This window comes from Nocardia amikacinitolerans (assembly GCF_900215415.1).
Lineage (GTDB): Bacteria > Actinomycetota > Actinomycetes > Mycobacteriales > Mycobacteriaceae > Nocardia > Nocardia amikacinitolerans.
Genome location: NZ_OBEG01000003.1, coordinates 108,715 through 131,563, shown reverse-complemented (window position 1 = coordinate 131,563; position 22,849 = coordinate 108,715). Strand labels below are relative to the sequence as shown.

20 protein-coding genes are annotated in these 22,849 nt (G+C 69.8%); 7 read left to right on the top strand and 13 right to left on the bottom strand.

Translation table 11 applies throughout. The annotated features are described in order from the left end of the window. Window positions 1-190: 190 nt before the first annotated feature. Window positions 191-1,429, bottom strand: a complete 1,239-nt coding sequence (locus CRP45_RS14935) for a PucR family transcriptional regulator (RefSeq protein WP_097245595.1) — start codon at window positions 1,427-1,429, stop codon at window positions 191-193. 244 nt (window positions 1,430-1,673) lie between these two features. Between CRP45_RS14935 and CRP45_RS14930 the strand changes: the two genes are divergently transcribed. Continuing rightward, window positions 1,674-2,840 (top strand): esterase/lipase family protein, encoded by a 1,167-nt coding sequence (locus CRP45_RS14930; RefSeq protein ID WP_097246082.1) that lies wholly within the window; start codon window positions 1,674-1,676, stop codon window positions 2,838-2,840. Between the two features lie 43 nt (window positions 2,841-2,883). Here the strand turns inward: CRP45_RS14930 and CRP45_RS14925 are convergent, their stop codons facing one another. Continuing rightward, window positions 2,884-4,026, bottom strand: coding sequence for an acyl-CoA dehydrogenase family protein (locus CRP45_RS14925; RefSeq protein ID WP_097245594.1), 1,143 nt, complete (start codon window positions 4,024-4,026; stop codon window positions 2,884-2,886). 103 nt (window positions 4,027-4,129) lie between these two features. On the opposite strand from CRP45_RS14925, the gene CRP45_RS14920 reads away from it, so the two are divergent. Both CRP45_RS14920 and CRP45_RS14915 read left to right on the top strand, forming a co-directional pair. Beyond that, window positions 4,130-4,738 carry a TetR/AcrR family transcriptional regulator gene (locus tag CRP45_RS14920; protein WP_067788814.1) on the top strand — a complete coding sequence of 203 codons (609 nt, stop codon included), beginning with the start codon at window positions 4,130-4,132 and terminating at the stop codon, window positions 4,736-4,738. A 222-nt stretch (window positions 4,739-4,960) separates the two neighbouring features. Next, window positions 4,961-6,739, top strand: coding sequence for a GMC family oxidoreductase (locus CRP45_RS14915; RefSeq protein WP_097245593.1), 1,779 nt, complete (start codon window positions 4,961-4,963; stop codon window positions 6,737-6,739). Window positions 6,740-6,770: 31 nt separating this feature from the next. Here CRP45_RS14915 and CRP45_RS14910 read toward each other — a convergent pair whose 3' ends face one another. From CRP45_RS14910 to CRP45_RS14900, 3 genes are all read right to left on the bottom strand, one after another. Beyond that, complete coding sequence (locus CRP45_RS14910) at window positions 6,771-8,456, bottom strand: FAD-binding dehydrogenase (protein ID WP_097246081.1); 1,686 nt, start codon at window positions 8,454-8,456, stop codon at window positions 6,771-6,773. A gap of 2 nt (window positions 8,457-8,458) precedes the next feature. Beyond that, entirely contained in the window at window positions 8,459-9,091 is a 633-nt protein-coding gene (locus CRP45_RS14905; protein ID WP_097245592.1) for a TetR/AcrR family transcriptional regulator, read from the bottom strand. Window positions 9,092-9,189: 98 nt separating this feature from the next. Next, window positions 9,190-9,885 carry a DUF8176 domain-containing protein gene (locus tag CRP45_RS14900; protein ID WP_097245591.1) on the bottom strand — a complete coding sequence of 232 codons (696 nt, stop codon included), beginning with the start codon at window positions 9,883-9,885 and terminating at the stop codon, window positions 9,190-9,192. 309 nt (window positions 9,886-10,194) lie between these two features. Here CRP45_RS14900 and CRP45_RS14895 point away from each other — a divergent pair, with 309 nt between their 5' ends. Then, window positions 10,195-10,743 carry a TetR/AcrR family transcriptional regulator gene (locus CRP45_RS14895; RefSeq protein WP_245910153.1) on the top strand — a complete coding sequence of 183 codons (549 nt, stop codon included), beginning with the start codon at window positions 10,195-10,197 and terminating at the stop codon, window positions 10,741-10,743. A 1-nt stretch (window position 10,744) separates the two neighbouring features. On the opposite strand, the gene CRP45_RS14890 is transcribed toward CRP45_RS14895, so the two are convergent. Both CRP45_RS14890 and CRP45_RS14885 read right to left on the bottom strand, forming a co-directional pair. Next, window positions 10,745-11,584, bottom strand: coding sequence for a DUF72 domain-containing protein (locus CRP45_RS14890; protein WP_097245589.1), 840 nt, complete (start codon window positions 11,582-11,584; stop codon window positions 10,745-10,747). 10 nt (window positions 11,585-11,594) lie between these two features. After that, a complete protein-coding gene (locus tag CRP45_RS14885; RefSeq protein ID WP_097245588.1) occupies window positions 11,595-12,908 on the bottom strand; it encodes a hypothetical protein in 1,314 nt (437 codons plus the stop codon). Window positions 12,909-13,028: 120 nt separating this feature from the next. Between CRP45_RS14885 and CRP45_RS14880 the strand changes: the two genes are divergently transcribed. After that, the gene (locus CRP45_RS14880; RefSeq protein WP_097246080.1) at window positions 13,029-14,048 is read left to right on the top strand and encodes a 1-aminocyclopropane-1-carboxylate deaminase/D-cysteine desulfhydrase; all 1,020 of its coding nucleotides are present in this window, start codon (window positions 13,029-13,031) and stop codon (window positions 14,046-14,048) included. A gap of 213 nt (window positions 14,049-14,261) precedes the next feature. On the opposite strand, the gene CRP45_RS14875 is transcribed toward CRP45_RS14880, so the two are convergent. Both CRP45_RS14875 and CRP45_RS14870 read right to left on the bottom strand, forming a co-directional pair. After that, the gene (locus CRP45_RS14875) at window positions 14,262-14,765 is read right to left on the bottom strand and encodes an Rv3235 family protein (protein ID WP_097245587.1); all 504 of its coding nucleotides are present in this window, start codon (window positions 14,763-14,765) and stop codon (window positions 14,262-14,264) included. Between the two features lie 75 nt (window positions 14,766-14,840). Then, complete coding sequence (locus tag CRP45_RS14870; RefSeq protein WP_097245586.1) at window positions 14,841-15,458, bottom strand: TetR/AcrR family transcriptional regulator; 618 nt, start codon at window positions 15,456-15,458, stop codon at window positions 14,841-14,843. A 161-nt stretch (window positions 15,459-15,619) separates the two neighbouring features. On the opposite strand from CRP45_RS14870, the gene CRP45_RS14865 reads away from it, so the two are divergent. Continuing rightward, window positions 15,620-17,665: an alkyl/aryl-sulfatase gene (locus CRP45_RS14865; protein ID WP_097245585.1), complete on the top strand. Its 2,046-nt coding sequence runs from the start codon at window positions 15,620-15,622 to the stop codon at window positions 17,663-17,665. 12 nt (window positions 17,666-17,677) lie between these two features. Here CRP45_RS14865 and CRP45_RS14860 read toward each other — a convergent pair whose 3' ends face one another. From CRP45_RS14860 to CRP45_RS14845, 4 genes are all read right to left on the bottom strand, one after another. Beyond that, window positions 17,678-18,802, bottom strand: coding sequence for an acyl-CoA dehydrogenase family protein (locus CRP45_RS14860; protein ID WP_097245584.1), 1,125 nt, complete (start codon window positions 18,800-18,802; stop codon window positions 17,678-17,680). 73 nt (window positions 18,803-18,875) lie between these two features. Beyond that, the gene (locus tag CRP45_RS14855) at window positions 18,876-20,303 is read right to left on the bottom strand and encodes a DUF1254 domain-containing protein (RefSeq protein WP_097245583.1); all 1,428 of its coding nucleotides are present in this window, start codon (window positions 20,301-20,303) and stop codon (window positions 18,876-18,878) included. A 66-nt stretch (window positions 20,304-20,369) separates the two neighbouring features. After that, complete coding sequence (locus CRP45_RS14850) at window positions 20,370-20,564, bottom strand: ferredoxin (RefSeq protein WP_067788846.1); 195 nt, start codon at window positions 20,562-20,564, stop codon at window positions 20,370-20,372. After that, window positions 20,561-22,030, bottom strand: a complete 1,470-nt coding sequence (locus CRP45_RS14845) for a cytochrome P450 (protein ID WP_097245582.1) — start codon at window positions 22,028-22,030, stop codon at window positions 20,561-20,563. The genes CRP45_RS14850 and CRP45_RS14845 overlap by 4 nt, the downstream gene beginning before the upstream one ends. 99 nt (window positions 22,031-22,129) lie before the next feature. Between CRP45_RS14845 and CRP45_RS14840 the strand changes: the two genes are divergently transcribed. Next, window positions 22,130-22,786 carry a TetR family transcriptional regulator gene (locus CRP45_RS14840; protein WP_067788849.1) on the top strand — a complete coding sequence of 219 codons (657 nt, stop codon included), beginning with the start codon at window positions 22,130-22,132 and terminating at the stop codon, window positions 22,784-22,786. Window positions 22,787-22,849 lie beyond the last annotated feature (63 nt).

Here is a 22,849-nt window from a genome sequence, read left to right as displayed (position 1 = left end):
CAGGCGCTGCCGGACGGAGTCCGTCGACAGCCGCGCATGGCCGCAGCGAAGGCGGAGTACGCCCGGCAGGCGCTGCCGGACGGAGTCCGTCGATAGCCGCGCATGGCCGCAGCGAAGGCGGAGGTACGCCCACGCGGCTGGACGCGGTCGATCAATAACCGCGCACGGCAGAGAGGAAGGCGGTGACCGGTCAGGCGGTGTCGTTCGCCGGGTAGAGCCGGTGGATGGTGAGCGCCGCGGCGAGCATCCGCGAGTTGGTGGGGTCGGCGGGATCGATACCGGTCAGCTCGGCGATGCGGCGCAGCCGATAACTGAACGTGTTCGGGTGCACGTGCAGGCGCGCGGCGGCGGCCTTGCGGTCCGAGCCGTACTCCAGGTGCGCCTCCAGCGCCTCGAGCAGGTGCGGATTGTTCAGCAGCGGGGCGATGCGCTGGGCGAGCCGGTCGCGCGCCGGGCCCGGCCTGGTGAGCTGGTACTCGAGCAGCAGGTCGTCGAGGTGGTAGCGGCCGGTCGGGCGGTTGAGCAGCCGGGCGAGGGTCGCCACCTCGGCCGCCTGCTCCGCGGAGCCGGGGAGATCCGCACGCGGCACGCCGCGGGACTCGGCGAGATACACCGGGGTGCCGAACTGCTCGGCGAGTTCCGTGGCGAGGCCCCGATGGCGCGCGGCATCGGGGGCGATGGACTCGGAGTGGTTGGGCAGCAACGCGATTCCGGTTCCGCCGTCGAAGGTGACAAGCGCGGTGCCGTTGCTGAGCGCGTCCAGCGTGCGGTGCAGGATGCGGATACGGCGGCGGGCGAGCAGGTCGGCAACCGAGTTGTACTGGTCGTCCGGGCGCAGATGGATGGCGAGAACGGTGTAGCGGTCGGTCAGCGGCGTGTCCGCACGGGCGGCGAGCTCGTCGGCGGGTTGGCCGCGCAGCAGGGCGGCGCAGAGTTCGCGGCGTGCCTCGCGTTCGGCGTTGTAGATGGACTGCTCGACCTCGGTGTAGGTCTCCACGACGGTGATGTTGATGTTCATGAGCAGGTCGAGCAGCCGCGAGACGACGACGATCAGTTCGTCCTTCTCGTCGATCCTGGCGAGCGCGGCGGCCTCGGCGAGCACCGACTGCGCGGAACCGTGGATGGCCTCGATCAGGATCGCCAGCGGAAAACGGTCCTCGGCGTGCCGCTCGGCGACCGGCACCACAAACGCGGCGACCTCGGCCCTGCTGAACGCGCGCTCCTCCCCGATGGCCTGGAGCACGGCGCGCCCGCAGGCGTAGATGGTGGGCAGTACCTCGGCGGTGAAATGACCCGCGGGCAGCTCGGCGGCGGGCGGTGTGGCGCCGAGACCGGCGGCGAGCATCCGCTCGGCGATCTGGGGCCACCTGGTCAACAAACGGGCCACCAGTGGGAGGTCCCCGGTCACCGGGGGTGAAGCGACAGCCATGGGCCGATTGTTGCCGACGACAGGGTTGACGACAACGCGTCGGTCGCGACCGCCAAGAACTTTGTCACCGGCGACAACGGGCTCCGGATTTTCTTCGTCCGGCCGTGCAGTGACGACTTGGACCATTCGGTATTGAATTTTCATACCGCCACCGCGAGATGGCGCGCGTCACAGCTGATACCCAATTGTGTTCTGCGCCATATCGATTCCGGGGGGCGCAACGTAGCGGATGGGAAGTACGGAAATGTTTGCAACGAAGCAACGAGGCATACGCGCGCTCGCCTGCGCCGCGCTGATCGCGGGCTTGGCGCTGGCGCAGGGATCGGCCGCGGGGGTGACGTTCGCCGACCCGGCCGTGGAGGGGAGTGCCGAGTCCGCCGCCGCCCAGGCGCTGGCCGACGCGATCACCGCCGGGCTGCTGCCAGCGGCCGACGGACGGCAGCCGAAGGCGATCGTGGACACCGGCAGCGGCGGTTCCGGTTGGGCCAAGAGCACCGCTTCGGCGGCCGTCGGGGAGGGCCCGGAGATGTCCGCGGCGCTCGCGGCGTTCGCCTACGGCCTCACAAATCCCGACGCCGCGCCGCCCGGAGCCAACCGGTGGGACTGCAAGCCGAGCGCCGCGCATCCCCGCCCGGTGGTGCTGCTGCACGGCACCTGGCTCAACGCCTACGACACCTTCGCCTACATGTCGCCGCGACTGGCCAAGGCGGGCTACTGCGTCTTCGCCTTCAACTTCGGCCGCTCCGGGCTGATGGAGGGCGGCGGCATCGGCACCGTCCTGCCCGGCCGTTTCGGTGTAGGCCCGATGGAGGAGTCCTCGCGCCAGCTCGCCGGATTCGTCGAGCAGGTGCGCGCGGCGACCGGTTCGGAGAAGGTCGACATCATCGGGCACTCGCAGGGCGGCACGGTCGCCAATCGGTACCTGAAGTTCGACGGCGGCGAGGGCAAGGTGGACAAGCTGATCACCTTCGGCGCCACCCACCACGGCACCTCGCTGATGGGCATCGCCGCGCTGGGCCGCGCGATCAACAATCTCGGCGTCAACATCCTGGGCTTCTACGAGCCCATCGTCGGGCTCTCCAACATTCAGCAGGCCGTCGGCTCCGCGTTCTACGCGACGCTGAACGCCAACGGCGACACCGTCCCCGGCGTGGCCTACACCTCGGTCGGCTCGCGCTACGACGAGGTCACCAACCCCTACGACTGGACCTTCCTGCGCCCAGGCCCGGACGCGACGGTCGACAACATCACCCTCCAGGCGGGTTGCGAGCAGGACGTCTCCGACCACCTGACCATGATGTACTCGCCCCGCTCCACCTCGATCGCGCTGCGCGCACTCGACCCGACCGTCCCGACGGAACTGGCGTGCACCTTCAACCCCTGGCTGATCGGCGGCGGTGGCAGTCTCTGAGGCGACGCCGAGTTGGGTTGGCGCCCTCGGTATCCGGCTCGGCTCAGGCCTTGGCCAGATCCCTGGCGATGACCAGGCGCTGAATCTGGTTGGTGCCCTCGAAGATCTGGGTGATCTTGGCCTCGCGCATGTAGCGCTCGACCGGGAAGTCCTGGGTGTAGCCGTAGCCGCCGAAGACCTGCACCGCATCGGTGGTGACCTTCATGGCGGCGTCGGTGGCGACCAGCTTCGCGACGCTGGCCTGCCGCGAGTAGGGCAGGCCGGCGTCGCGGCGGCGGGCGGCGTCGAGGTAGGTGGCGCGGGCGGAGTCCACGGCGGCGGCCATGTCGGCGAGGACGAAGCCGAGGCCCTGGTGGTCGATGATGCGGCGGCCGAACGCCTCGCGTTCCTTGGCGTAGGCCACCGCGTCGTCCAAGGCGCGCTGCGCGAGGCCGGTCGCCACGGCGGCGATGCCGAGACGTCCGGAATCCAAGGCGCTGAACGCGATCGACAGACCTTGGCCTTCGGCGCCGATGAGCCGCTCGGCGGGCAGGAACGCGCCGTCGTAGGCAGCGGTGGTGGTGGGCACCGCCCGCAGGCCCATCTTCTCCTCGGGTTTGCCGAAGCTCAGGCCCTCGGTGTCGGCGGGGACCAGGAAGCAGGAGACGCCGCGCGATCCTTCGCCGGTGCGCGCGAACAGGGTGTAGTAGTCCGCCCGTCCGCCGTTGGTGATCCAGGATTTCGTGCCGTCGATCCGGTACCCACCCTCGGTCGCGGTGGCCTTGCAGCGCAGCGCCGCCGCGTCGGAACCGGCGTGCGCCTCGGAGAGGCTGTACGCGCCGATCATGGTGCCGGACAACATCTCCGGCAGCCATCGCCGCTGCTGTTCGGGCGTGCCGAAGACGAAGAGCGGGTGGCAGGAGAGGCTGTGCACGCTGACCGCCACCGCGACCGCGGCCCACCGCGCGGCCAGCTCCTCCAGCACCTGCAAGTACACCTCGTAGGGCTGACCACCGCCGCCGAACTCCTCGGGGTACGGCAGGCTGAGCAGCCCGGCCGCGCCGAGCGCGCGGAACGCCTCCTCCGGGTACTTCTCCTGCTTCTCGAACTCCGCCGCGTTCGGCTCGAGCACCTTGTCGGCGATCTCCCTGGTGAGCTCGATCAGATCGCGCGCCTCCTCGGTGGGCAGCAGTCGGTCGACAGGCATCTCATCATCTCCGCGGCGGGGGTGGTCGGCTTGCCAACACATTATGGCCAACATCCAATTGCATGCAAGGCAGCATGTACTTTCTAGCCGATATACTGCACGAATGGTTTCCGATCTGCCGCCGAACAAGCACCAGGAGAAGAGTCTGCGGACCCGCGCGCAGCTGCTGGACGCGGCGATCGACAGCCTCGCCGAGGTGGGCTACGGCGGCGCCTCCATCGCCGACATCACCGCGCGCGCCGGCGTCACCCGCGGCGCCCAGCTGCACCACTTCCACACCCGCCATGAGCTGTTCGCCCAGACCATCGGGCATCTCACCGAGCGCCAGCGCCAGGCGCTGCACCGCAAGCTACGCACGCTGCCCGCGAACTCCGCGGCGGGAGCCGTGCTCGTCGAGCTGGTGACGGCCACCTTCGCGGGCAAACTCGGCCGCGCCTGCGTCGAGCTCTACGTCGGCATCGCCAACGACCGCGAGCTGCGTCGCGAGATGCTGCGCGTGCAGCACGATCTCACCGTCGAACTGCTCGACCGCTGTGCCGAACTCATCGGCCGGGAAATCCCCCGCGCCCGCCTCGACTCCGCCTTCTGGCTCACCATCAACCTGGTGCGCGGCGCGACCCTCGACGAGATGGTCGGTCGCGACCGTGCCCGCCGCAAACAAGTGCTCGCCGACTGGACCGAGCTCGCCGAAGTGGCCCTGCGCCGGATTTAGCGCGGAACCACTCGGGTGCGGTCGCGGCCGCCACAACCACTTGGCTCGACGACGACCCTGACCGGCCGGGAAGCCGACAGCTCGACGCGCTGCCCGGCTGACCCGCGCGGACCAGCGAGTGGCCGGAAATGTCGATTTCTTGGCCGCAGGTCTGTCCTGTCATGGGGTCGCCCGCTCCTAGCGTTGTTCCACGACATCGGCGGGAGCGGAAGGCGTAGGTCCATGACATTCGACTACGACGTGGTGGTCGTCGGCTCGGGGTTCGGCGGCAGCGTGACGGCGCTGCGGCTGACCGAGAAGGGGTACCGGGTCGGGGTGCTGGAAGCGGGTCGCCGCTTCACCGACGAGGAGTTCGCCGAAACCTCTTGGCGGCTGCGGAAATACCTGTGGGCACCGCGCCTCGGCTGCTACGGCATCCAGCGCCTGGCGCTGCTGAAGGACACTTTCGTGATGGCGGGCGCTGGCGTCGGCGGCGGCTCGCTCGTCTACGCGAACACCCTCTACGAACCCCCGGAACGGTTCTTCACCGACCGGCAGTGGGGTCACATCACCGATTGGCGCGCGGAACTCGCGCCGCACTACGACCAGGCAAAGCGGATGCTCGGCGTGACGACCAACCCCGCGACGACCCAGTCCGACCGTGTGCTGCGCGAGGTCGCCGAGGACCTGGGCGTCGCCGACTCCTACCGCAGGACACCGGTCGGCGTCTTCTTCGGCGGCCCCGGCGTCCGGCCGGGACAGGACGTGCCGGACCCGTTCTTCGGCGGCGTCGGACCGGATCGGCGGGCCTGCACGCACTGCGGCGAGTGCATGACCGGCTGCCGCCACAACGCGAAGAACACGCTGGTCAAGAACTACCTGTATCTGGCCGAAAAGGCCGGTGCCACAGTGCATCCGCTGACGACGGTGACCGACGTGCGACCACGCGAGGGCGGCGGCTTCACGATCACCACGCAGCGCACCGGCCGCACCGTGCGCAAGCGGCGCCGCGAGTTCACCGCGGAACACGTGGTCTTCTCCGCCGCCGCGCTCGGCACCCAGCGCCTGCTGCACCGGCTGCGCGACACCGGCTCGCTGCCCGCGATCTCCGACATGCTCGGGCAGCTCTCACGCACCAACTCCGAGGAACTGCTCGGCGCCCGCAGCCGCCGCGCCGACGCCGATTTCACCAAGGGCGTCGCCATCACGTCCTCCATCCACCCCGACGCGGACACCCACGTCGAACCGGTGCGCTACGGCAAAGGCAGCAACGCACTCGCCATCATGGCGACGGTGATGGTCAGCGGCGACACCCCGCGGTTCGGGCTGTGGCTGCGCGCGCTGTGGCGCGGCCGTCGCGACGTGCTGCGAGCGCACAACCCGCGGCACTGGTCCGAGCAGACGATCGGCCTGCTCGTAATGCAGTCGGTGGACAACTCCATCACCACCTACACCAAGCGCGGTTGGTTCGGGCGCCGCACGATGACCACGAAACAGGGTGCGGGCCAGCCGAATCCGACCTGGGTGCCCGCAGGGCACGACGTCGCGCGCGGAGTGGCGGACAAGATCGACGGCTTCCCCATCGGCACCACCTCCGGCGTCCTGAACATCCCGATGACCGGGCACTTCATCGGCGGCTGCGTGATCGGCGACTCGGCCGAGACCGGCGTCGTCGATCCGTACCACCGGCTCTACGGTCATCCCGGCCTGCACGTCATCGACGGCTCGACGATCTCGGCGAACCTCGGGGTCAACCCGTCGCTGACCATCACCGCGCAGGCCGAGCGCGCGGTCTCGTTGTGGCCCAACAAAGGTGAGGCCGATCCGCGACCGGCGCTCGGCGCACCGTACCAGCGGCTCGACCCGATCCCGCCGCGTCGTCCGGTCGTCCCACCGAACGCGCCCGCGGCGCTGTGTTATTCGACCGCCGAGGCGGCACAGGGCCTTTCGACCGATACCGCGGCACCGGATCTTCCGACCGCGACCTCGGCACGGCGGCTACCGATCGAGCCGGTGCGCTGACCCGCACCGGCGACCGGGTCCGCGCCGAACGTCAGGCGAGCTTCTTCGCGAGCGCGCGACCCGCGGCGCGACCCGAGAAGATGCAGCCGCCGAGGAAGGTGCCTTCCAGCGCGTTGTAGCCGTGCACACCGCCGCCGCCGAACCCGGCGACCTCGCCTGCGGCGTACAGGCCGGGCAGCGGGGTGCCGTCGGGTCGCATCACCTGCGAGTCGAGGTTGGTCTGCAAGCCGCCGAGGGTCTTTCGGGTGAGGATGTTCAGCCGGACCGCGATCAGCGGACCCGCCTCGGGGTCGAGGATGCGGTGCGGCTTGGCGACCCGGCCCGCCTTGTCCCCGAAGTACTGGCGCGCGTTGGTGATCGCCATCAGCTGCGCGTCCTTGCTGTACTTGTTGTCGATCTCCCGGTCACGGGCGACGATCTGCCGCTCCAGGTCGTCGTGGTCGAGCTGGGGTCCGCGCGCGATCTTGTTCATCCCGTCGACCAGCTCGCGCAGCGTGTCGGCGACGACGAAATCGACGCCGTGCTGTTTGAACGCCTCCACCGGGCCTGGCGCACCCTTGGCCACCCGACTCTTCAGGGTGAGTTTGAGGTCCTTACCGGTGATGTCGGGGTTCTGCTCGGAACCCGACAGCGCGAACTCCTTCTCGATGATCGACTGGGTCAGCACGAACCAGGAGTAGTCGTAGCCGCTCGCCAGGATCGCTTTCATCGTGGTGTTGGTGTCGAAACCGGGGAAACACGGTGCGGGCAAACGCTTTCCGTTGGCGTCGAACCACAGCGAGGACGGCCCCGGAATGATGCGGATGGCGTGGTCGGGCCAGATCGGGTCCCAGTTGTGGATGCCTTCGGTGTAGTGCCACATGCGATCCCGGTTCACGATCGCGCCGCCCGCGCTCTCCGAGATGGCCAGCATGCGACCGTCGACATGCGCGGGAACACCGGAGATGAGCGTCTCCGGGCATGGCCCGAGCCGCTCGGTGGGCCAATTGCGCCGGATCATCTCGTGGTTGTGACCGATGCCGCCGGAGGTCACCACGACCGCCTCGGCCCGAAACTCGAACTCCCCCACCGCTGTCCGCGACGACGCTTTGCCGCGCTCCAGATCGGTGTCCTCCAGGACCGTGCCGCGCACGCCGACCACCGCGCCGTCCTCGACGATCAGCTCGTCCACCCGGTGCCGGAAACTGAAGCCGACCAGCCCGCGCCGCTCGCCCTCGAGCACCGGCTCCTGGAAGACCCGCACGACCTCGGGACCGGTACCCCAGGTGAGGTGGAAGCGCGGCACCGAATTGCCGTGGCCGTCGGCGGCCGCGCCGCCGCGCTCGGCCCAGCCGACCAGCGGAGTCACCCGCAAACCCAAGGCGCGCAGGTAATCCCGCTTCTCGGTGGCCGCGAAGCGCACGTACGCTTCGGCCCACTGACGCGCCCAGAGGTCCTCGTCGTCGCGATCGAATCCGGCCGAGCCGAGCCAATCCTGCAGCGCCAGTTCGTAGGAGTCCTTGATGCCGAGTCGCCGCTGCTCCGGGCTGTCCACGAAGAACAGCCCGCCGAGCGACCAGAACGCCTGCCCGCCGAGGTTGTTGCGGTTCTCCTGGTCGAGCAGGTGCACCTTGCGGCCCGCCTTGACCAGCTCGTGGGCGGCGACCAGGCCGGCGAGGCCCGCGCCGACCACGATCACGTCGGCCTCGCGCGCGAATTCGGGACTGCAGTTGGTCATGTTCATCCTTCGATTGGCGTGCTGTAGGCCAGCACGACGTGACAGAAGAGTTCGGTGCGCCGCCGCAGGGCGGTGCGGCTGCGCGGTTCCATCAGCACCTGCACCGCGGTGCCGTCGTGCACGGCCACCATGGCCTGGCCGAGCGCCTCCGGGTCCGGCACGCCGCGGCCGACCCGGCCGAGCGCGGTCACCACGGTCGGCATCAGCGCCGCGACGATCGCCTCCTCGCGGGCGGCCATCACCCGGCGCAACGTCGGCGTGCGCAGGGCGTGGCTGGTGAACTCGGCGGTGATCCGGTACCACGCCTCGTCCAGGGGGACGGCGCGCAGCAGCCGGTCCACCGCGTCGCGGAGGTCGGCGATGCCCTCGACGGAGATGTCGTCGAGGGCGATGCGGACATCGGCGAGCATCGCGGCCGAGCGTTCCTCCCACATGGCGAGGAAAAGCTCGTCGAGCGAGGTGAAGTTCGAGTAGAAGGCGCCGCGGGTGAATCCCGCGCGCTCGCAGACCCGCTCGACCGTTGCCCTGCCGAACCCGTCCTCGGCGAAGACCTCGTAGGCGGCGGTGAGCAGGCGTTTGCGGGTCGCGACCCGTCTGCGGGTGGCAGGGCGCGCCCCCGCGGTGGACGGCGCCATCGTCGACTCCTCTCGCCCGGTTCGATACACCGGCGTATTCGATACAGGAATGTATCAGGACTCGGGCGCGCCGAAATCCGAAACGGCGGAGAAGCGGGTTACCGGTCCGGCGGGGCGATCTTGCTGATCAGGACGTCCCCGTCGCGCGGGGTCACGGTGACGAACTGGCGATAGGTGCGCACCGCCGCGTCGGGGCGGGTCTCGGTGATCACGACGTCGAAGCGGCCGTCCGGCAGCGGCAGCACCAGCACGCAGTGGCTGGTTCCCACGGGAACCGAGGCGATGCCCGCGTCGATGACGTCTATGCGCGACACCGCCGCGTCGGGCGTGGTCGCCGCGCGCGCCGCGACACCGGACTTGGTCACGTAGTAGGCGTGCTGGAAGGCGAGGATCGCGTCGGGTCCGCTGGCCAGCGAGCCGGTGCCGTTACCGCGCACCAACTGGTCGGATCGGGTCGGCTCACAGCCGGGTCCGCCGCCGAGCACCGGATCGGCGACCGTGGCGGACTGGCGCGGTTCGGTCACCTCCGCGGCGTACACAAGCACCACCGCCACCGCGGCGAGCGACGCGCCGACGGTCGCGCCGCCGACGAGCCAGGGGCGCCGCCGGTTTCGCGGTCGCCCGCGCCGCGGCGAACGCTTGCCCTGCTGCCTCCGGAGCGGCTGGCCGACCTGCTGCGGCGGGATCATGCCCGGCCACAGCGGCGTCGTCGCCGCGTCCCTGCCCCTGCCACGGCGCAGCGCACCGCGACGCGCGACAGTGCGGCTGCCGAGATCGAACGCGTTCGACGCCATGACTCCGCCGCACCCTCCGTATCAATGCCATTGCGCAATAACAAGATTGCACATTTGCGCCGAAGATGACGGATGAATGGCGCAGAGAGGCTGAAGACCACACGGCATAATGTCGCCCGGGTGGGACCCGAGGCGACACGATCGGCGGGGCCGTGTCCGATCTCGATCGTTGGCGACAGAGAGGCACACATGCGCCGAGAGCAGGCGACCATACGTCCGACGGTGTTACCGAGAAGCGGTTTCGCCGAACGGCACCGCGCGACCCGCGAAGCGGTCCTCACGTCGCAGCGCGGCAGGATCATCACCGCGATGGTGGAAAGCGTACGGGCCAAAGGGTATTCCGCGACCACGCTCTCCGATATCGTCGGCAGGGCCCGGGTGTCGCGCAGCACGTTCTACGAACACTTCGCCAACAAGGAGGAGTGCTTCGTCGAGGCCGTGCACACCGGCATCGACATCGTCGCCACCCGCATCGCCGAGGAACTCGCCCAGCTCCCGCCGGATGCCGACGCCCTCGCCAAGATTCGCTCCATCGTGCACACCTATTGCGAAATGATCGTCACCGAACCGGATTTCGCGTGCGTCGTGCTGGTGGAGTCGTTCAAGGTGGACCAAGCGGCCGTGGCCTACCGCGACCTCGCCGTGGACCGTTTCGCCGAGCTCTACCGCGTCTTCTACCACCAAGCCCGCGCGGCCGACCCGTCCCTGCCCGAGCTGGCGGACGACGTCATCGCACTGATTCCGGAGGCGATCGGCGAGCGGACCCGCCGCACGATGGTCTCGCACGGACCGGCGAACGTACCCGAATTGGCCCCGCTGTTCGTGGATTTCGCGTCGACGGTGCTCGGGCTTCGCTGAATCAGAACAGCGTCATCGGCTCGTCCGCCACCGGCTCGGGCAGCGGGGCGAGTTCCGGGAGCCGGGCGCGGACCTCGTCGTGGAAACGCCGGGCCAAGTTCAGCGCGCCCGCGTTGTCGGGGGTGTGCAGGAATACCGTCGGCGAGCGCCCCTCGCGCAGCCAGGCGGTCACCGTGTCGAGCCAGGGACGCCACCCGGCGACGGTGCGCTCGACGTCGTCCCGCCCGTGGTACCGCACGATCGGGTATTCGGTGAGCGCGTCGGTGCGCCGCGGCACGCGCGGCTTCTTCGACCGCGCCTCCTGCTCCGCGGGGCCCGCCGCGACGCCGTCGAAAAGCACTGTGGTGTCGAAGGTTATCCACTCGGCGCCGACCCTGGCGAGCACCCGCTCCAGCGCCTGACCCGCGCGCCGGTCCTCGAAGAAGGCCGGGTGCCTGACCTCGACCCCGCACCGGTATCCCACGGGCAGCTCGCGCAGGAACGCCGCGAGCGCGCCGAGATCGGTCGGACCGAACGAGCCGGGCAGCTGCACCCACAGCGTGTGCAGGCGCGGTCCGAGCGGCTCCATCGCGCCGAGGAACGCGCGCAGTTCCCGTTCCGCGCCGGTGAGCCTGCGCTCGTGGGTGATCGGCTTGGGCAGTTTCAGCACGAAACGGAAATCGGGCGCGGTCTGCTCGGCCCATGATTCGACGGTGTGGCGCGCGGGGGTCGCGTAGAACGTGGTGTTGCCCTCGACCGCGGTGCAGCGCTCGGCGTACCAGCGCAACCGTTCCGCGGGTCCCAGCTGCCGCTCCTGCCATGCCGCGTGCGTCCACATCGCACATCCCACGTGAAGCCGCATGCCCGCGACGTTAGCGAAGGGTGGGGCGGGTGCTGTCGGCGGACTCGGTCTCGGACTCCTCGGGCCGCACCCTCTGCAACAGCAACACGACGAGCGCGCAGCCACCGGCGATCAAGATCGCCGTGAGGCCGGGCACCGCGGAAAGCCATCGGTCGGGATCGGCGTAGCGGCGCGGGATGTCCAGCTCGCCGCCGAAGATGAGACCACGGAGCGCGACGACGACGCCGGGCACGTACAGCAGCGAGAGAGCCAACACCTTGCTCGGGCTCTGGATCGGCTGCGCCGTACCGAAGCAATATCCGGTGATCAGCGCAAGCGCCAGACAGCCCGCCATGGTCGCCGCGGGTGTCGGGCCTTCGGGCCGTGCGGTCACCGCGGCGAACGCGCTCAGCGCCGCGGTCGCCGCAAGCCCGGCCATCGGCATCGGGCGGACCATCCCGAGCAGCATGCCGCCCACCGTGCAGCCGAGCAGCAGCGGCACTGTCCAACCGGAAAGCGCGGTGACCACGATGGCACCTCCGGACGCCGCGATGGCCGCGCTGAGAACGACGATCACCCCGTCGCGTCCTGGTAGCAGCAGCGCAGCGCCAAGTACGGTGACCACCGTGACGGCGGCGACGAGCAGCACCTCGAGCAGCGTCGCGCCGCGGTGGACCAGCCACTCCGAGCTACCGAGCGTGATGAGCAGGGTCAGCAACGCGGCGACGATCGGCCGCAGTGGCAGCTCGACCGCGATCACCGACTCCCGGCGTCGATGCCGGTTCAGCAGCGCGCACGCCAGCACCAGCGCGACGGTCGGCCAGAGCAGCCAGAGCGGCGGCGAGTCCGTCACGAGCCCGGCGGGCAACTCCGGCGCGATCGGATGCCCGATGCCCGGCACACTCAGGTCGCCGATCACGATGCTGGTGAGCGCGCCAAGGGTGGCCGCGCCCGCGAACACCATGTGCCGCCCCGCCGCCGTCATCAGCCCGCCGAGCAGCATTCCGCCCGCCAGCGAATCGATGTCGTTGAGCGTGGTGAGCGGGGCGAGCGCGGAGAAGCTGCGGCCCATGGTGTGGTTGATCAGCAGCACGACCGTGCCGAACAGAGCCACCAGCCACGCCACCACGGCCGAATCGGCGGTGCATGTGAAGACCGCGGCGATCACCGCGACGACGAAGCCGATCGCGGTCGCCCTCGGCAGGTTGTGGGCGAGCAGCTGCATCTCCACCGTCGCCGTCCCGCGGGCCCACGCCAGCGAGATCGGCGTGGTGAGCGCCAGTCCGCCGACCACGGCGGCGATGAACGCCGTGATCAGCTCGACCGCATCCGCGCAGCGTCGCACCAGGTCAAAGGTAGTTGACTATGTCTCCCGCTGATCGATTTAGGCGATGTGAGTGTCGAACAGCGGACGCGCGGCGGATACGACCTCGCCGACGGCCACCGCGTCCTATGCTGGAGCGCCATGGAACTGGACGACCGACCAGCCTTGCCGCTGCTGCACGCCCGCCTTCCCGAAGTCGCGGACGATCTTCCCTTCCGGCGGCTCGGCACGGCGCCGACACCGGTGCGACCGCTGCACGAGCTCCCCACCGGCGTCGCTCCGGTGTGGTTGAAGGACGAGAGCCGCTACGGCGACGGCGGCTGGGGCGGCAACAAGGTGCGCAAGCTGGAATGGTTGCTGCCCGAGGCGGTTCGCACCGGGCGACGCACCTTGCTCACGGTGGGCGGCGTCGGTACCAACTGGGGTTTGGCCGCCGCGCTGTACGGGCGTGAGCTCGGACTGCACACGGTGCTCGCGCTGATCGACCAACCGATCGACGAGCACGTGCGCGCGCAACTGGCCCGGCTCGAGGCCTCCGGCGCGGAGATCCATCGGACGCGCACCAAATCGCGCACCGTTCTCACCGCTCCCCTGCTCTACGCCAAGCACTGGCGGCCGGGCGCGGCCCCCTTCTACCTGCCCGCTGGCGGCTCCGCGCCGCTCGGCGTACTCGGCTACGTCGAGGCGGGATTGGAGATCGCCGCCCAAGTCCGCGCGGGTGTTCTGCCCGAACCCTCGCATGTCGTCACCGCGATCGGCTCCGGCGGGACGGCGGCCGGGCTTGTGCTCGGACTGCGGCTCGCCGGACTGCGCACCCGGGTGTTCGGCGTCGTCGTCAACGACACCCTTCGCCTCGACGCACCGACGCTGCTGCGGTTGGCGGACCGCACGATCGCCCTGCTGCGCAAACGCGGCGCGGTCTTCGAAGCACCCGCACTCACCACCGACGACCTCGAGATCACCCGGAACTGGCTCGGCCCCGGCTACGGCCACCCCATTCCCGCCGCCACCGAGGCGGCAGACCTCGCGGGCGACAGCGAGGGCCTCGCCCTGGAGCCGGTGTACACCGCGAAGGCACTGGCCGCCCTCCTCTCCCACAACGCCAAGGGAAGTTTCGGCACCGGCCCCGTGCTGTTCCTGAACACCAACGGCCCGCGCTGACCACCCAGCACCCGCAACGAGATACAGCGCACCACCTCGGCCGCCATCACCTGCGTAGTCGACTACTCGACAACGCGATGGCTTGCCCTGAGCCATGCGCGGGTCGCCGATTTCATCCCGCCGCGCCGCGCGGCACGATCCACCGGGCGGACTGCCAGATGACTGCGGGTCGGACGATTCCATTGGAATTTCGCCGGTTGATGTCGCCCACGCTCATCGGATGCGCAATGCCGTCCAGCGCCAGCCCGAGGTGCGCGTGTGCACAATGCGGCCCGCCATGGCGAAGCGTCGGGCGCCGCGGTCGTAGCCGGCGAAGACTTCCGCGCTGCGGGGGTCCACCGGTGTCACCGCGACGCGCGCCAGGACGGCGACACCGAGACCGCGGCCCGGTGTCAGGTCGCCCGCGATCAGGGTGCGGATCGCCGACACCACGGCGGGCTCCGCGACGGAGGCCAGTTGGCCGAGCGGCCTGCGCTGGTCCAGCACCTCCAGGGTGAGGCGCAGCGAACGCTCCGCGAACTTGCGCGACGAGGCGATCAGCTCCTCCTGTTCCGCGGCAGCGTGCGACTCCCGGACGACGCGCTGAACTCCCGCACCGGCAGTCGCGTCTCCGCGCGGGCGCATCCGGCAGGGCTGGGATCGCGGTGGCGCGTGGAAACCGCGCAGCGGCGGCTCGTTGTGCGGCGCGGGCGACAACGCCTTGCGCTCGTCGGACATCTGGCACCCCCCTTGAACTCGGCCTGTTTGCCCGCCGATTCTGCCCACCGCGGACCCGATCGCGCGCGTAGTCGACTACCCGAAATCGGACCGACCGGAATGGTCCGCGACCAGCAGCGCGACCAGGGCGCGCCGGACGGCGGCGGAGGCGGCGGCGCGGGACAGTCCGCGCCGTTCCACCAGGTGGTGCCGGAAGGGCCAGCCGACGGTGGCGTCGATCGCGTCGAGCAGCTGCTCGTCGCGTTCTCCGTCGCGGGTCAGTTCGGCGTCGAAAGCGCGCGCGAGCGCGGCGCGAATCCGCCTGTCGGTCAGCCGCATTCGCGCGTCCATGGCGGGCAGACTGTGCGATTCCAGCAGGCCGAGCACGCGGGGGTTGCGCTGGAGCGCGAAGATGTCGGCGCTCTGCTCGACAACCAGATCGATGCGCTCCGCCAGCGGCAGCGCGGGGTCGATGGTCCTGATCAGCGCCTCGACCTGTTCGGACTGCCGGTCGACGGCGGCGATCCGCAGATCGTCGATCGCGGGAAAGTGCACGAAGATGCTGCGCTCGGAGGCGCCCGCACGCTGCGCGATGTCCTTGGCGGTCGGCGCGAAGATGCCCTCCTTCACGGCGGCAAGCAGGGCGTCGATGATCGCGCCCCGGGTCTGTTCCGGATTGCGGCGCCGTCGCGCGCCGGTCGTGCCCTCAGCCATGACCGCATCCGATCACAGATCGCGCGGACGAGCGACGACCGGCCCGTCGTCCCGGCACGGATTCACTATTGCAGTATCACTGCAATAGTGCGTAGGGTCGACCGAAACCGCCGAGGGTCGGCAACTACGGGGCGAACGCCCACGACAAGCGAGGAGCGCGCATGGTCGAGCGGGAGAACGGCGAGACTTCGGGCCCGCGGGTGTCCCGCCGCGGCGTCTTCGGCGTCGGCGCGGCGGCGCTGGCGGCCGCGGGCGTCGGCGTCGGACTGGGCGGCTGCGCGGACGACGACCAGGTGCGCCCCTCGGCCACGCCGACCGACCCGAGCGATCACATCCGTGCCGCCAACCAGCGGGCCGCCGAGACCCTGCCGTTCTCCGACACCGCCGACTTCGCCGACGCCGACCGCGGCTTCGTCACGGCGCTCGAACCGGGCACGATCACCGACGACCAGGGAAAGGTGGTGTGGGACAACGACTCCTACGGATTCCTACGCGAACCCTGCCCGCAGTCGGCGCATCCGAGCCTGTGGCGGCATTCCCAGCTCACCGTGAAGCAGGGGCTGTACGAGATCGCGCCCGGCTTCTATCAGATCCGCGGCCTCGACCTGTCGAACATGACGCTGGTCGAAGGCGACACGGGCGTGGTCGTCATCGACCCGCTGATCTCCGCCGAAACCGCGGCCGCCGGACTGGCGCTCTACCGCGCGCACCGCGGGAACCGTCCGGTCACCGGTCTGATCTACAGCCATTCCCACGTCGACCACTTCGGCGGCGCGCTCGGCGTGACCACCCGGCAGGACGTCGCCGAGGGCCGCTGCCCGGTGCTCGCGCCCGTCGGCTTCCTGGAACACGCTGTCGCCGAGAACATCTACGCCGGGACAGCGATGGCGCGCCGCGCGGCGTACATGTACGGCGCCGCTCTTCCGCGCGGTCCGAAGGGGCAGATCGGGGCGGGCCTCGGCCAGACCACCTCGCTCGGCACCGTCACCCTCATCGAGCCGACCGTCGACATCGTCCGCACGGATCAAGAGGAGACGATCGACGGCGTCCGCATGGTGTTCCAGCTGACGCCGGGCACCGAGGCGCCGTCGGAGATGAACTTCTACTTCCCCGACCGCAGGGTGCTGTGCATGGCCGAGAACGCCACCCACACCATGCACAACATCCTGACCCTGCGCGGCGCGTTGGTCCGTGACCCGCACGTGTGGTCGAAGTACCTCACCGATTCGATCAACCGCTACGGCCGCGCCAGCGACGTGGTGTTCTCCTCCCATCACTGGCCGGTCTGGGGCACCGAGCGGATCGTGGAATTCCTTTCCGCGCAACGGGATCTGTACGGCTACCTCAACGACCAGACGCTGCGGCTGCTCAACAAGGGTTATGTCGGCGCCGAGATCGCCGAGCTGATCCAGCTGCCGCCCGAGCTGACGAAAACCTGGTCGACGCAGGGCTATTACGGTTCGGTCAGCCACAATGTGAAAGCCATCTACCAGCGCTACATGGGCTGGTTCGACGGCAATCCCGCGCACCTGTGGGAACATCCGCCGGTCGAGTCCGCCAAACGTCACGTCGAGGCGATGGGCGGCGCGAAAGAGGTGCTGAAGAAGGCGCAGCGAGCCTACGACGCGGGCGACTATCGGTGGGTGGCACAGATGGTGAACTACGTCGTCTTCGCCGATCCGACCGATACGACGGCAAAACACTTGCAGGCCAGCGCCTTCGAACAACTGGCCTACGGCGCGGAAAACGCCACCTGGCGCAACTTCTACCTCAGCGGCGCGCACGAACTGCGCAACGGCTCGTTCGGCACACCGATTCAAGCGAATTCGACGGATCTGCTGACCGCGATCAGCGTGGAGCAGGCGTTCGACGCCATGTCGCTGCGCGTCGACGGACCGAAAGCGTGGGGACTCCGGCTGGTCACCGACTGGCGCTTCCGCGACGAGGCCGATCGCACGCACCGCGCCGAACTGCGCAACGGCGTGCTCGTGCACTACGACCGCCGCCCCGACGACGGACTTCCCGCGCCGGACGCCACGATCGTCCTCACCCGCGCCGCGCTGTCGCGGGCGTTCCTCGCGGGCGGCGATCTGCGCGAGGCGGTGCGCAGCGGCGAGATAGCCATCGAGGGCAACGCCGCAGCGCTGGCGCAGCTGCCCGAACTGTTCGACAAGCCGGATCCCGGCTTCGCCATCGTCACCCCGTGACGGGCAACCGGATCACTGCTCGTCCACGACGCCGAGGACTTCCTTGCCGATCACACCTGCGAGCACCTCGGTCGAATACGCCATGAGCTGACCGGCTTCGGCGTCGCGCAGGTGCCGCTGGATGGGCGACGTCTTGAGATATCCGGACGCGCCGCCGACGCGCACGCCGAGCTGCGCGACGTCGACGGCGACCTTGTTGGCGAGGTATTTGGCTCGCCCGAGCGTGGGCAGGAACGCCGGAATCCCGTTGTCCGCCTGCCACAGTGCGCGCTCGTACAGCGCGTGCGCGGCGGCCAGTCTGGTCTGCGCGTCGGCGACCTCGTGCTGCACCCACTGCTGGTGCGACAGCGGGGCGCCGAGGATCACCCGCGACGCCGCGTGCTCGACCAAGGCGTCCAGCGCCGCGTCGGCGATGCCGAGCGAGAGGGCGGGCAGCCCGGCGGGAATCACCGCGAAATCGCCCGCGTCGGGCCGTCTTCCGCGGTACTCGGCGCGCAGCACGGTCCGCTCGAACGACAGCAGCTGGCTGCGGGTGGCGCGCAACCCGAGCGTGTCCCAGATCGGGATGATCGACACGGTCGCGTCCGGCACCACCCCGAAGAAGGTCGGCACGCCGTCGACGAGGGCGTTGACGAAAAGATAGTCGGCGATCTCGGCGCCGGAGACGAACCTCTTGGCGCCGGTCAGCTCCCAGCCGCCCGGCGCGGGCAGCGCCTCCTGCTGCGGCTGGAGGAAGCGGTTACCGCTGGCGGGTTCGGAGAGCGCGTTCGCGAATCGCTTGCCCGCCAAGAACTCCTCGGCGAAGAAGGGGCCGAGCGTTTCCGCGGTGATCTCCGCCAGCGCGACGCCCGCGCCCGCGTGCATGGTCCAGATGGTGGCGGTGGACGGGTCGGCCTTCGCCAGCGTGCGTACCAGCTGTCCGAACACCTGGTAGCTCAGGCCCGTGCCGCCGACGTGCTCCGGCAGTACCGCGCGATCGACCTCGGCGTCGCGCAACGCGATCAGGTGCTCGACGGCGATCTCGGCGCGTTCGTCGTAATCGGCTGCGGCAGCACGGAATTCCGCGGCGAGTTCGGTGACGCGGTCGAGCGCGCTTCGCTCGCTCGCGCGGACCGGGAAGGGGCTTGGTTCGGTCACGGGGCGCTCCGGTCGCGGCTCGGCGGACGTGTCTCGACAAGACTACGCAGCCCGCGCGGCACGCCCGCGCGCTTCACGGCGAGAGGGTGACCGGCGGCGGCTGCCAGCGGCCGTCGATCGCCTCGGGGCGCGGCGCGTACAGCCGCATGGTGAGCGAGAACGGACCTTCCGACGGGATGGGCAGCCAATTGCCCTGCGGCACCGCGGATCCGGGGTTGTCGTGCTGAATCGCCAGCTCGATCGTGCCGTCCGGTCCCGGCACGACCGGGACCTGATGGCCCACCGCGTAGATGCCCGCGGGATTGCGCACCAGGTAGCCCTCGGCGTCGTACGCGGTGAGCGACCAGAACGCGTCGACGGGCGGGGTCTGCCCGGCGGCGAAACGCAGCCGATACCGGGCGGGTGTGCCGTTGTCGTCCGCGCTCCCGAAGTAGGTGGGGTAGATCGCGTCCTGAGGTAGGTTGGCGCCGAGGCCGTTTCGCGCGACGGACGCGCGGTGCAGATAGTCGGTGCCGTACACGCCCGCTTGCGGATCGAAGGACCAGTCGTTGAACATCCTGGTCTCCGGATCGACGTAGACGTCGATGGTGCGCTTGGCATCGGTCGCCGCGGTCGTCAGTTCCGCGTCGGAGAGGCCGCGGACCCGGCCGCCCGGCGTGATCCCGATCTCGGCGAACCGCGCCATCGCGGGTTCGTCGGCCGGTGCGGGCCGATCGGTGTCCATGAGTGCGCAGAGCCGGTCGAAGAAGTCCCTGGCGTCCATGTCGGCGACCTGCTCGACCGGTGGCTGCGACGGTTCGGGCGGCGTGACCGGTTCGGCCGGAGCAACACGGCGGGCGACCCAGTCACCGAGCGAAGCCAGCCGTATCCCCCGCTGGATGTCGTGCACGCGCGATATGTCGGCGGCGCCTTCGACCTCGATGCGACCGAGCACCGAGACGGTGGGGGTCGGCATCGGCAGTGGTGTCAGCTCCTCGGGCAGGGCGCCGGACCAGTTCGGACCGATGATCACGTAAGTGAACGGCGGAGTGGTCACGCCGGGCCGCACCTGCGGGCGCACGCTGCTCGGGTTGTGCACGGTGTTGGTCCAGGCGTCCATGATCTGCATCAGCCAGTAGCGGCCGGGGTCGACCGCCGGGACCTGGAGCACGATCGGGCCGCCCGAAAGATCCAGCCACGCCGTGGAATACAGCGTGTCCAGGTTGTACCCCACCGCGCCGCGCCGATCCGGCGTCGCCAGCGCCGCGGCATGCTGGAAACGGTTGACCGGCGTGCTCGCCAGCGCGGTATCCCGCATCGCGTGCATCAGCACCAGCGGATAGCCGAAGATGTAGGCGTCGTTCGCGACGATGCCCGCTTCGCTCAGGACGGCGGGTTCCTCGTCCGTCGACCGGTCGCACGCGGCGAGGCCGATGGCGGCCGCCGTTGCCCAGCCGAGGACGGTGCGGCGCGTGATCTCGCGTCCCGCACCCGAGGAGTGCGCACCATCCCACTCGTTCATGAGTCTCCTCGCGAGGACGTAAGAGGGAGAGCCTCGCGAGTATAGCCAGATAATAGCCGACGAGAATCAGTCCGCCGCCCAGCTGAGCGCCTGGACGGGACAGCTGTCGACGGCGAGCGCCACCACCTCGACGTCCGGCGGCGATACCGACTCGACCAGCGGCTCGACGACGCCGTCCGCGCCGACACGGAACAGCGCGGGCGCCAGCGCCTCGCACATGCCGTGCCCTTCGCACCTACCGCGGTCGGCCGCGAGCCTCACGGCCGGATCCGTTCGAGCCGGATGGGCAGGCCGTCGGCGGGCGTCGGACCGGTCCCGGCCACCAGCGGCACCTCGTAGTCCGCGGGCACGGTCCAGCGGTAGTGGAGCAGCATCTGATGCAGCACGGCCTTGACCGTCATCCCGCCGAAGTAGAGCCCGATGCACTTGTGCGCTCCACCGCCGAAGGGCGTCCAGGCGAAGCGGTGCGCCTTGTCCTCGCGGCGCTCCGGCGCGAATCGCTCCGGGTCGAAAGCGGCTGCGTCCCGCCAGAATTCGTCGGTGCGCATCATCGTGTACGGGCCGCACATGATCAGCGTTCCCCGCGGCACGAAGTGGCCGAGAATATCGGTGTCGCGCAGGGTTTCGCGGGCCTGCTGGGCGACCGGGGCGTACATCCGCAGCGCCTCCTTGAACGCCATGTCCAGCGCGGGCAGCCGGTCCAGATCGTCGTAGTCGAGCGAATCCTTGCCGAGCGCACGGGATTCCGCGCGCAGCCGCTCCTGCCACTCCGGATGCCTGCCGAGCTCGTGCACCAGCATGGCGGAGGCGATCGTACTGGTGTCGTGGGCGGCCATCATCACGAAGATCATGTGCTGGACGACCTCGTCGTCGGTGAAGGTGTGCCCCTCCACGGTGCTGGCCCGGCACAGCACGCTGAACAGGTCGTTGCCCTCCCCCGCGCGTTTGACGGGCAGCTCACGGCGGAAGTACTCCTCGAGCACCCGGCGTCCGCGCAGCCCGCGCGCCCACACCCCGCCGGGCAGATTGGCGCGGACCAGCGCCGTGCCGCCGTGCACCGCGTCCTCGAAGGCATGCTCGAGCTTGGTTCCCTCGGGTCCGAGCGCGGCGCCGGCGAACACCTCGGTGGCCTGTTGCAGCAGCAGCTTCTTGATGGCGCTGTAGACGGGAAAATCGTTGGCCGGACGCCACTTCCGAATGCCGTCGCGCAGCAGCGGCGTGGTCAGCTCGAGATAGCCGACCAAGCGCGGCCGGGTGAACGCCTGCTGCATGATCCGGCGATGGAACAGATGCTCGTCGAAATCGCGCAGCAGCAGGCCGCCGCGGAAGAACGGGCCGATGAGCCATTCCCAGCCGCGCTGCGCGGAGAAGACCTTGTCCCGGTCAAGCATGACGACCTCGAAGGCCTCCGGACTCCCGACGGTGACCACCGGCCTGCCGAGCACGCCCATCCACTGCACCGGACCGAATCGTTCGAAACGCTTGCGCGCGAACTCGATCGGATCGGCCAGGGTGTGCAGGGTGTATCCGATGCCCGGCGGCCCGAAATCACCAAGGGTCGGGCGCAATCCGCTGCCCGCAGGCGGCTCGGCCAGTGGACGCACCCTGGTCGGATAACGGCGCACGAAACGGACGCCGACGCGCTGGACCCGCCAGGACAGCCGGGTCCGCAGCTGCCTGGCCCCGTCGGACACCGCACTGACTCTTTGTGGCACGAGAAGACTCATGGCCCATCCCTTCGCGACGCTGCGATGGATCGACGATATCGGAAACGTGCGTTTCCGTAAACGTTTGTTTCCCAACTTGTGCTGTGCCAAGCTGGCCGGGTGACTCGCGCATTCACCGGCACTTACCGCGGGGTGTCCAGCGCCGAGCGTCGCGAGGATCGGCGCAGGCGGCTGCTCGATGCCGCGCTGGACATCGTCGGCACGCAGGGCCTCGCGGCGCTCACCGTGCGCGGGGTCTGCGAACAGGCCAAGGTCGGGCCCAGGTTCTTCTACGAGGCGTTTCCCGATCTCGACGCACTTGCCTCCGACCTCCTGCTGGAGGTGCAGCGTTCCGCGCTCGATCGCGCGCGCGTGGCCATCGCCGAGACCGAAGGCCCGCCCGCGCGGCGCATCCGGGCCGCGGTGGCCGCACTCATCACCGAGCTCACCGACGACCCGCGCCGGGCGAAGATCGTCTTCGCCCAGGCCTACGGCAACGAAGCGCTGATGCGCGCCCGGTTCGCGGGCATGCGCACGGTCGCCGCCACCATCATCGAGCAGACCCGCATCGTCCTCGATCTCCCCGCGGGACAGGAAACGGCGGTCGCCGCGACTTCCCAGCTCATCACCGGCGGCGCCGCCGAACTGGTGCTCGTCTGGCTGGACGGCGGGCTCGACATCGATCGGGACGGCCTGATCGATCTGCTCGCCGATTTCACCATCGCGATGATCGATCGGCTGCCCGAGGTGGCCGGGCGGCTCAACGGCACCGCCTGATCGCGCACGATCGCGCAGCCAACCGAACACGTTCGATCACGCGCGGTGATTGCCCAGGATTTG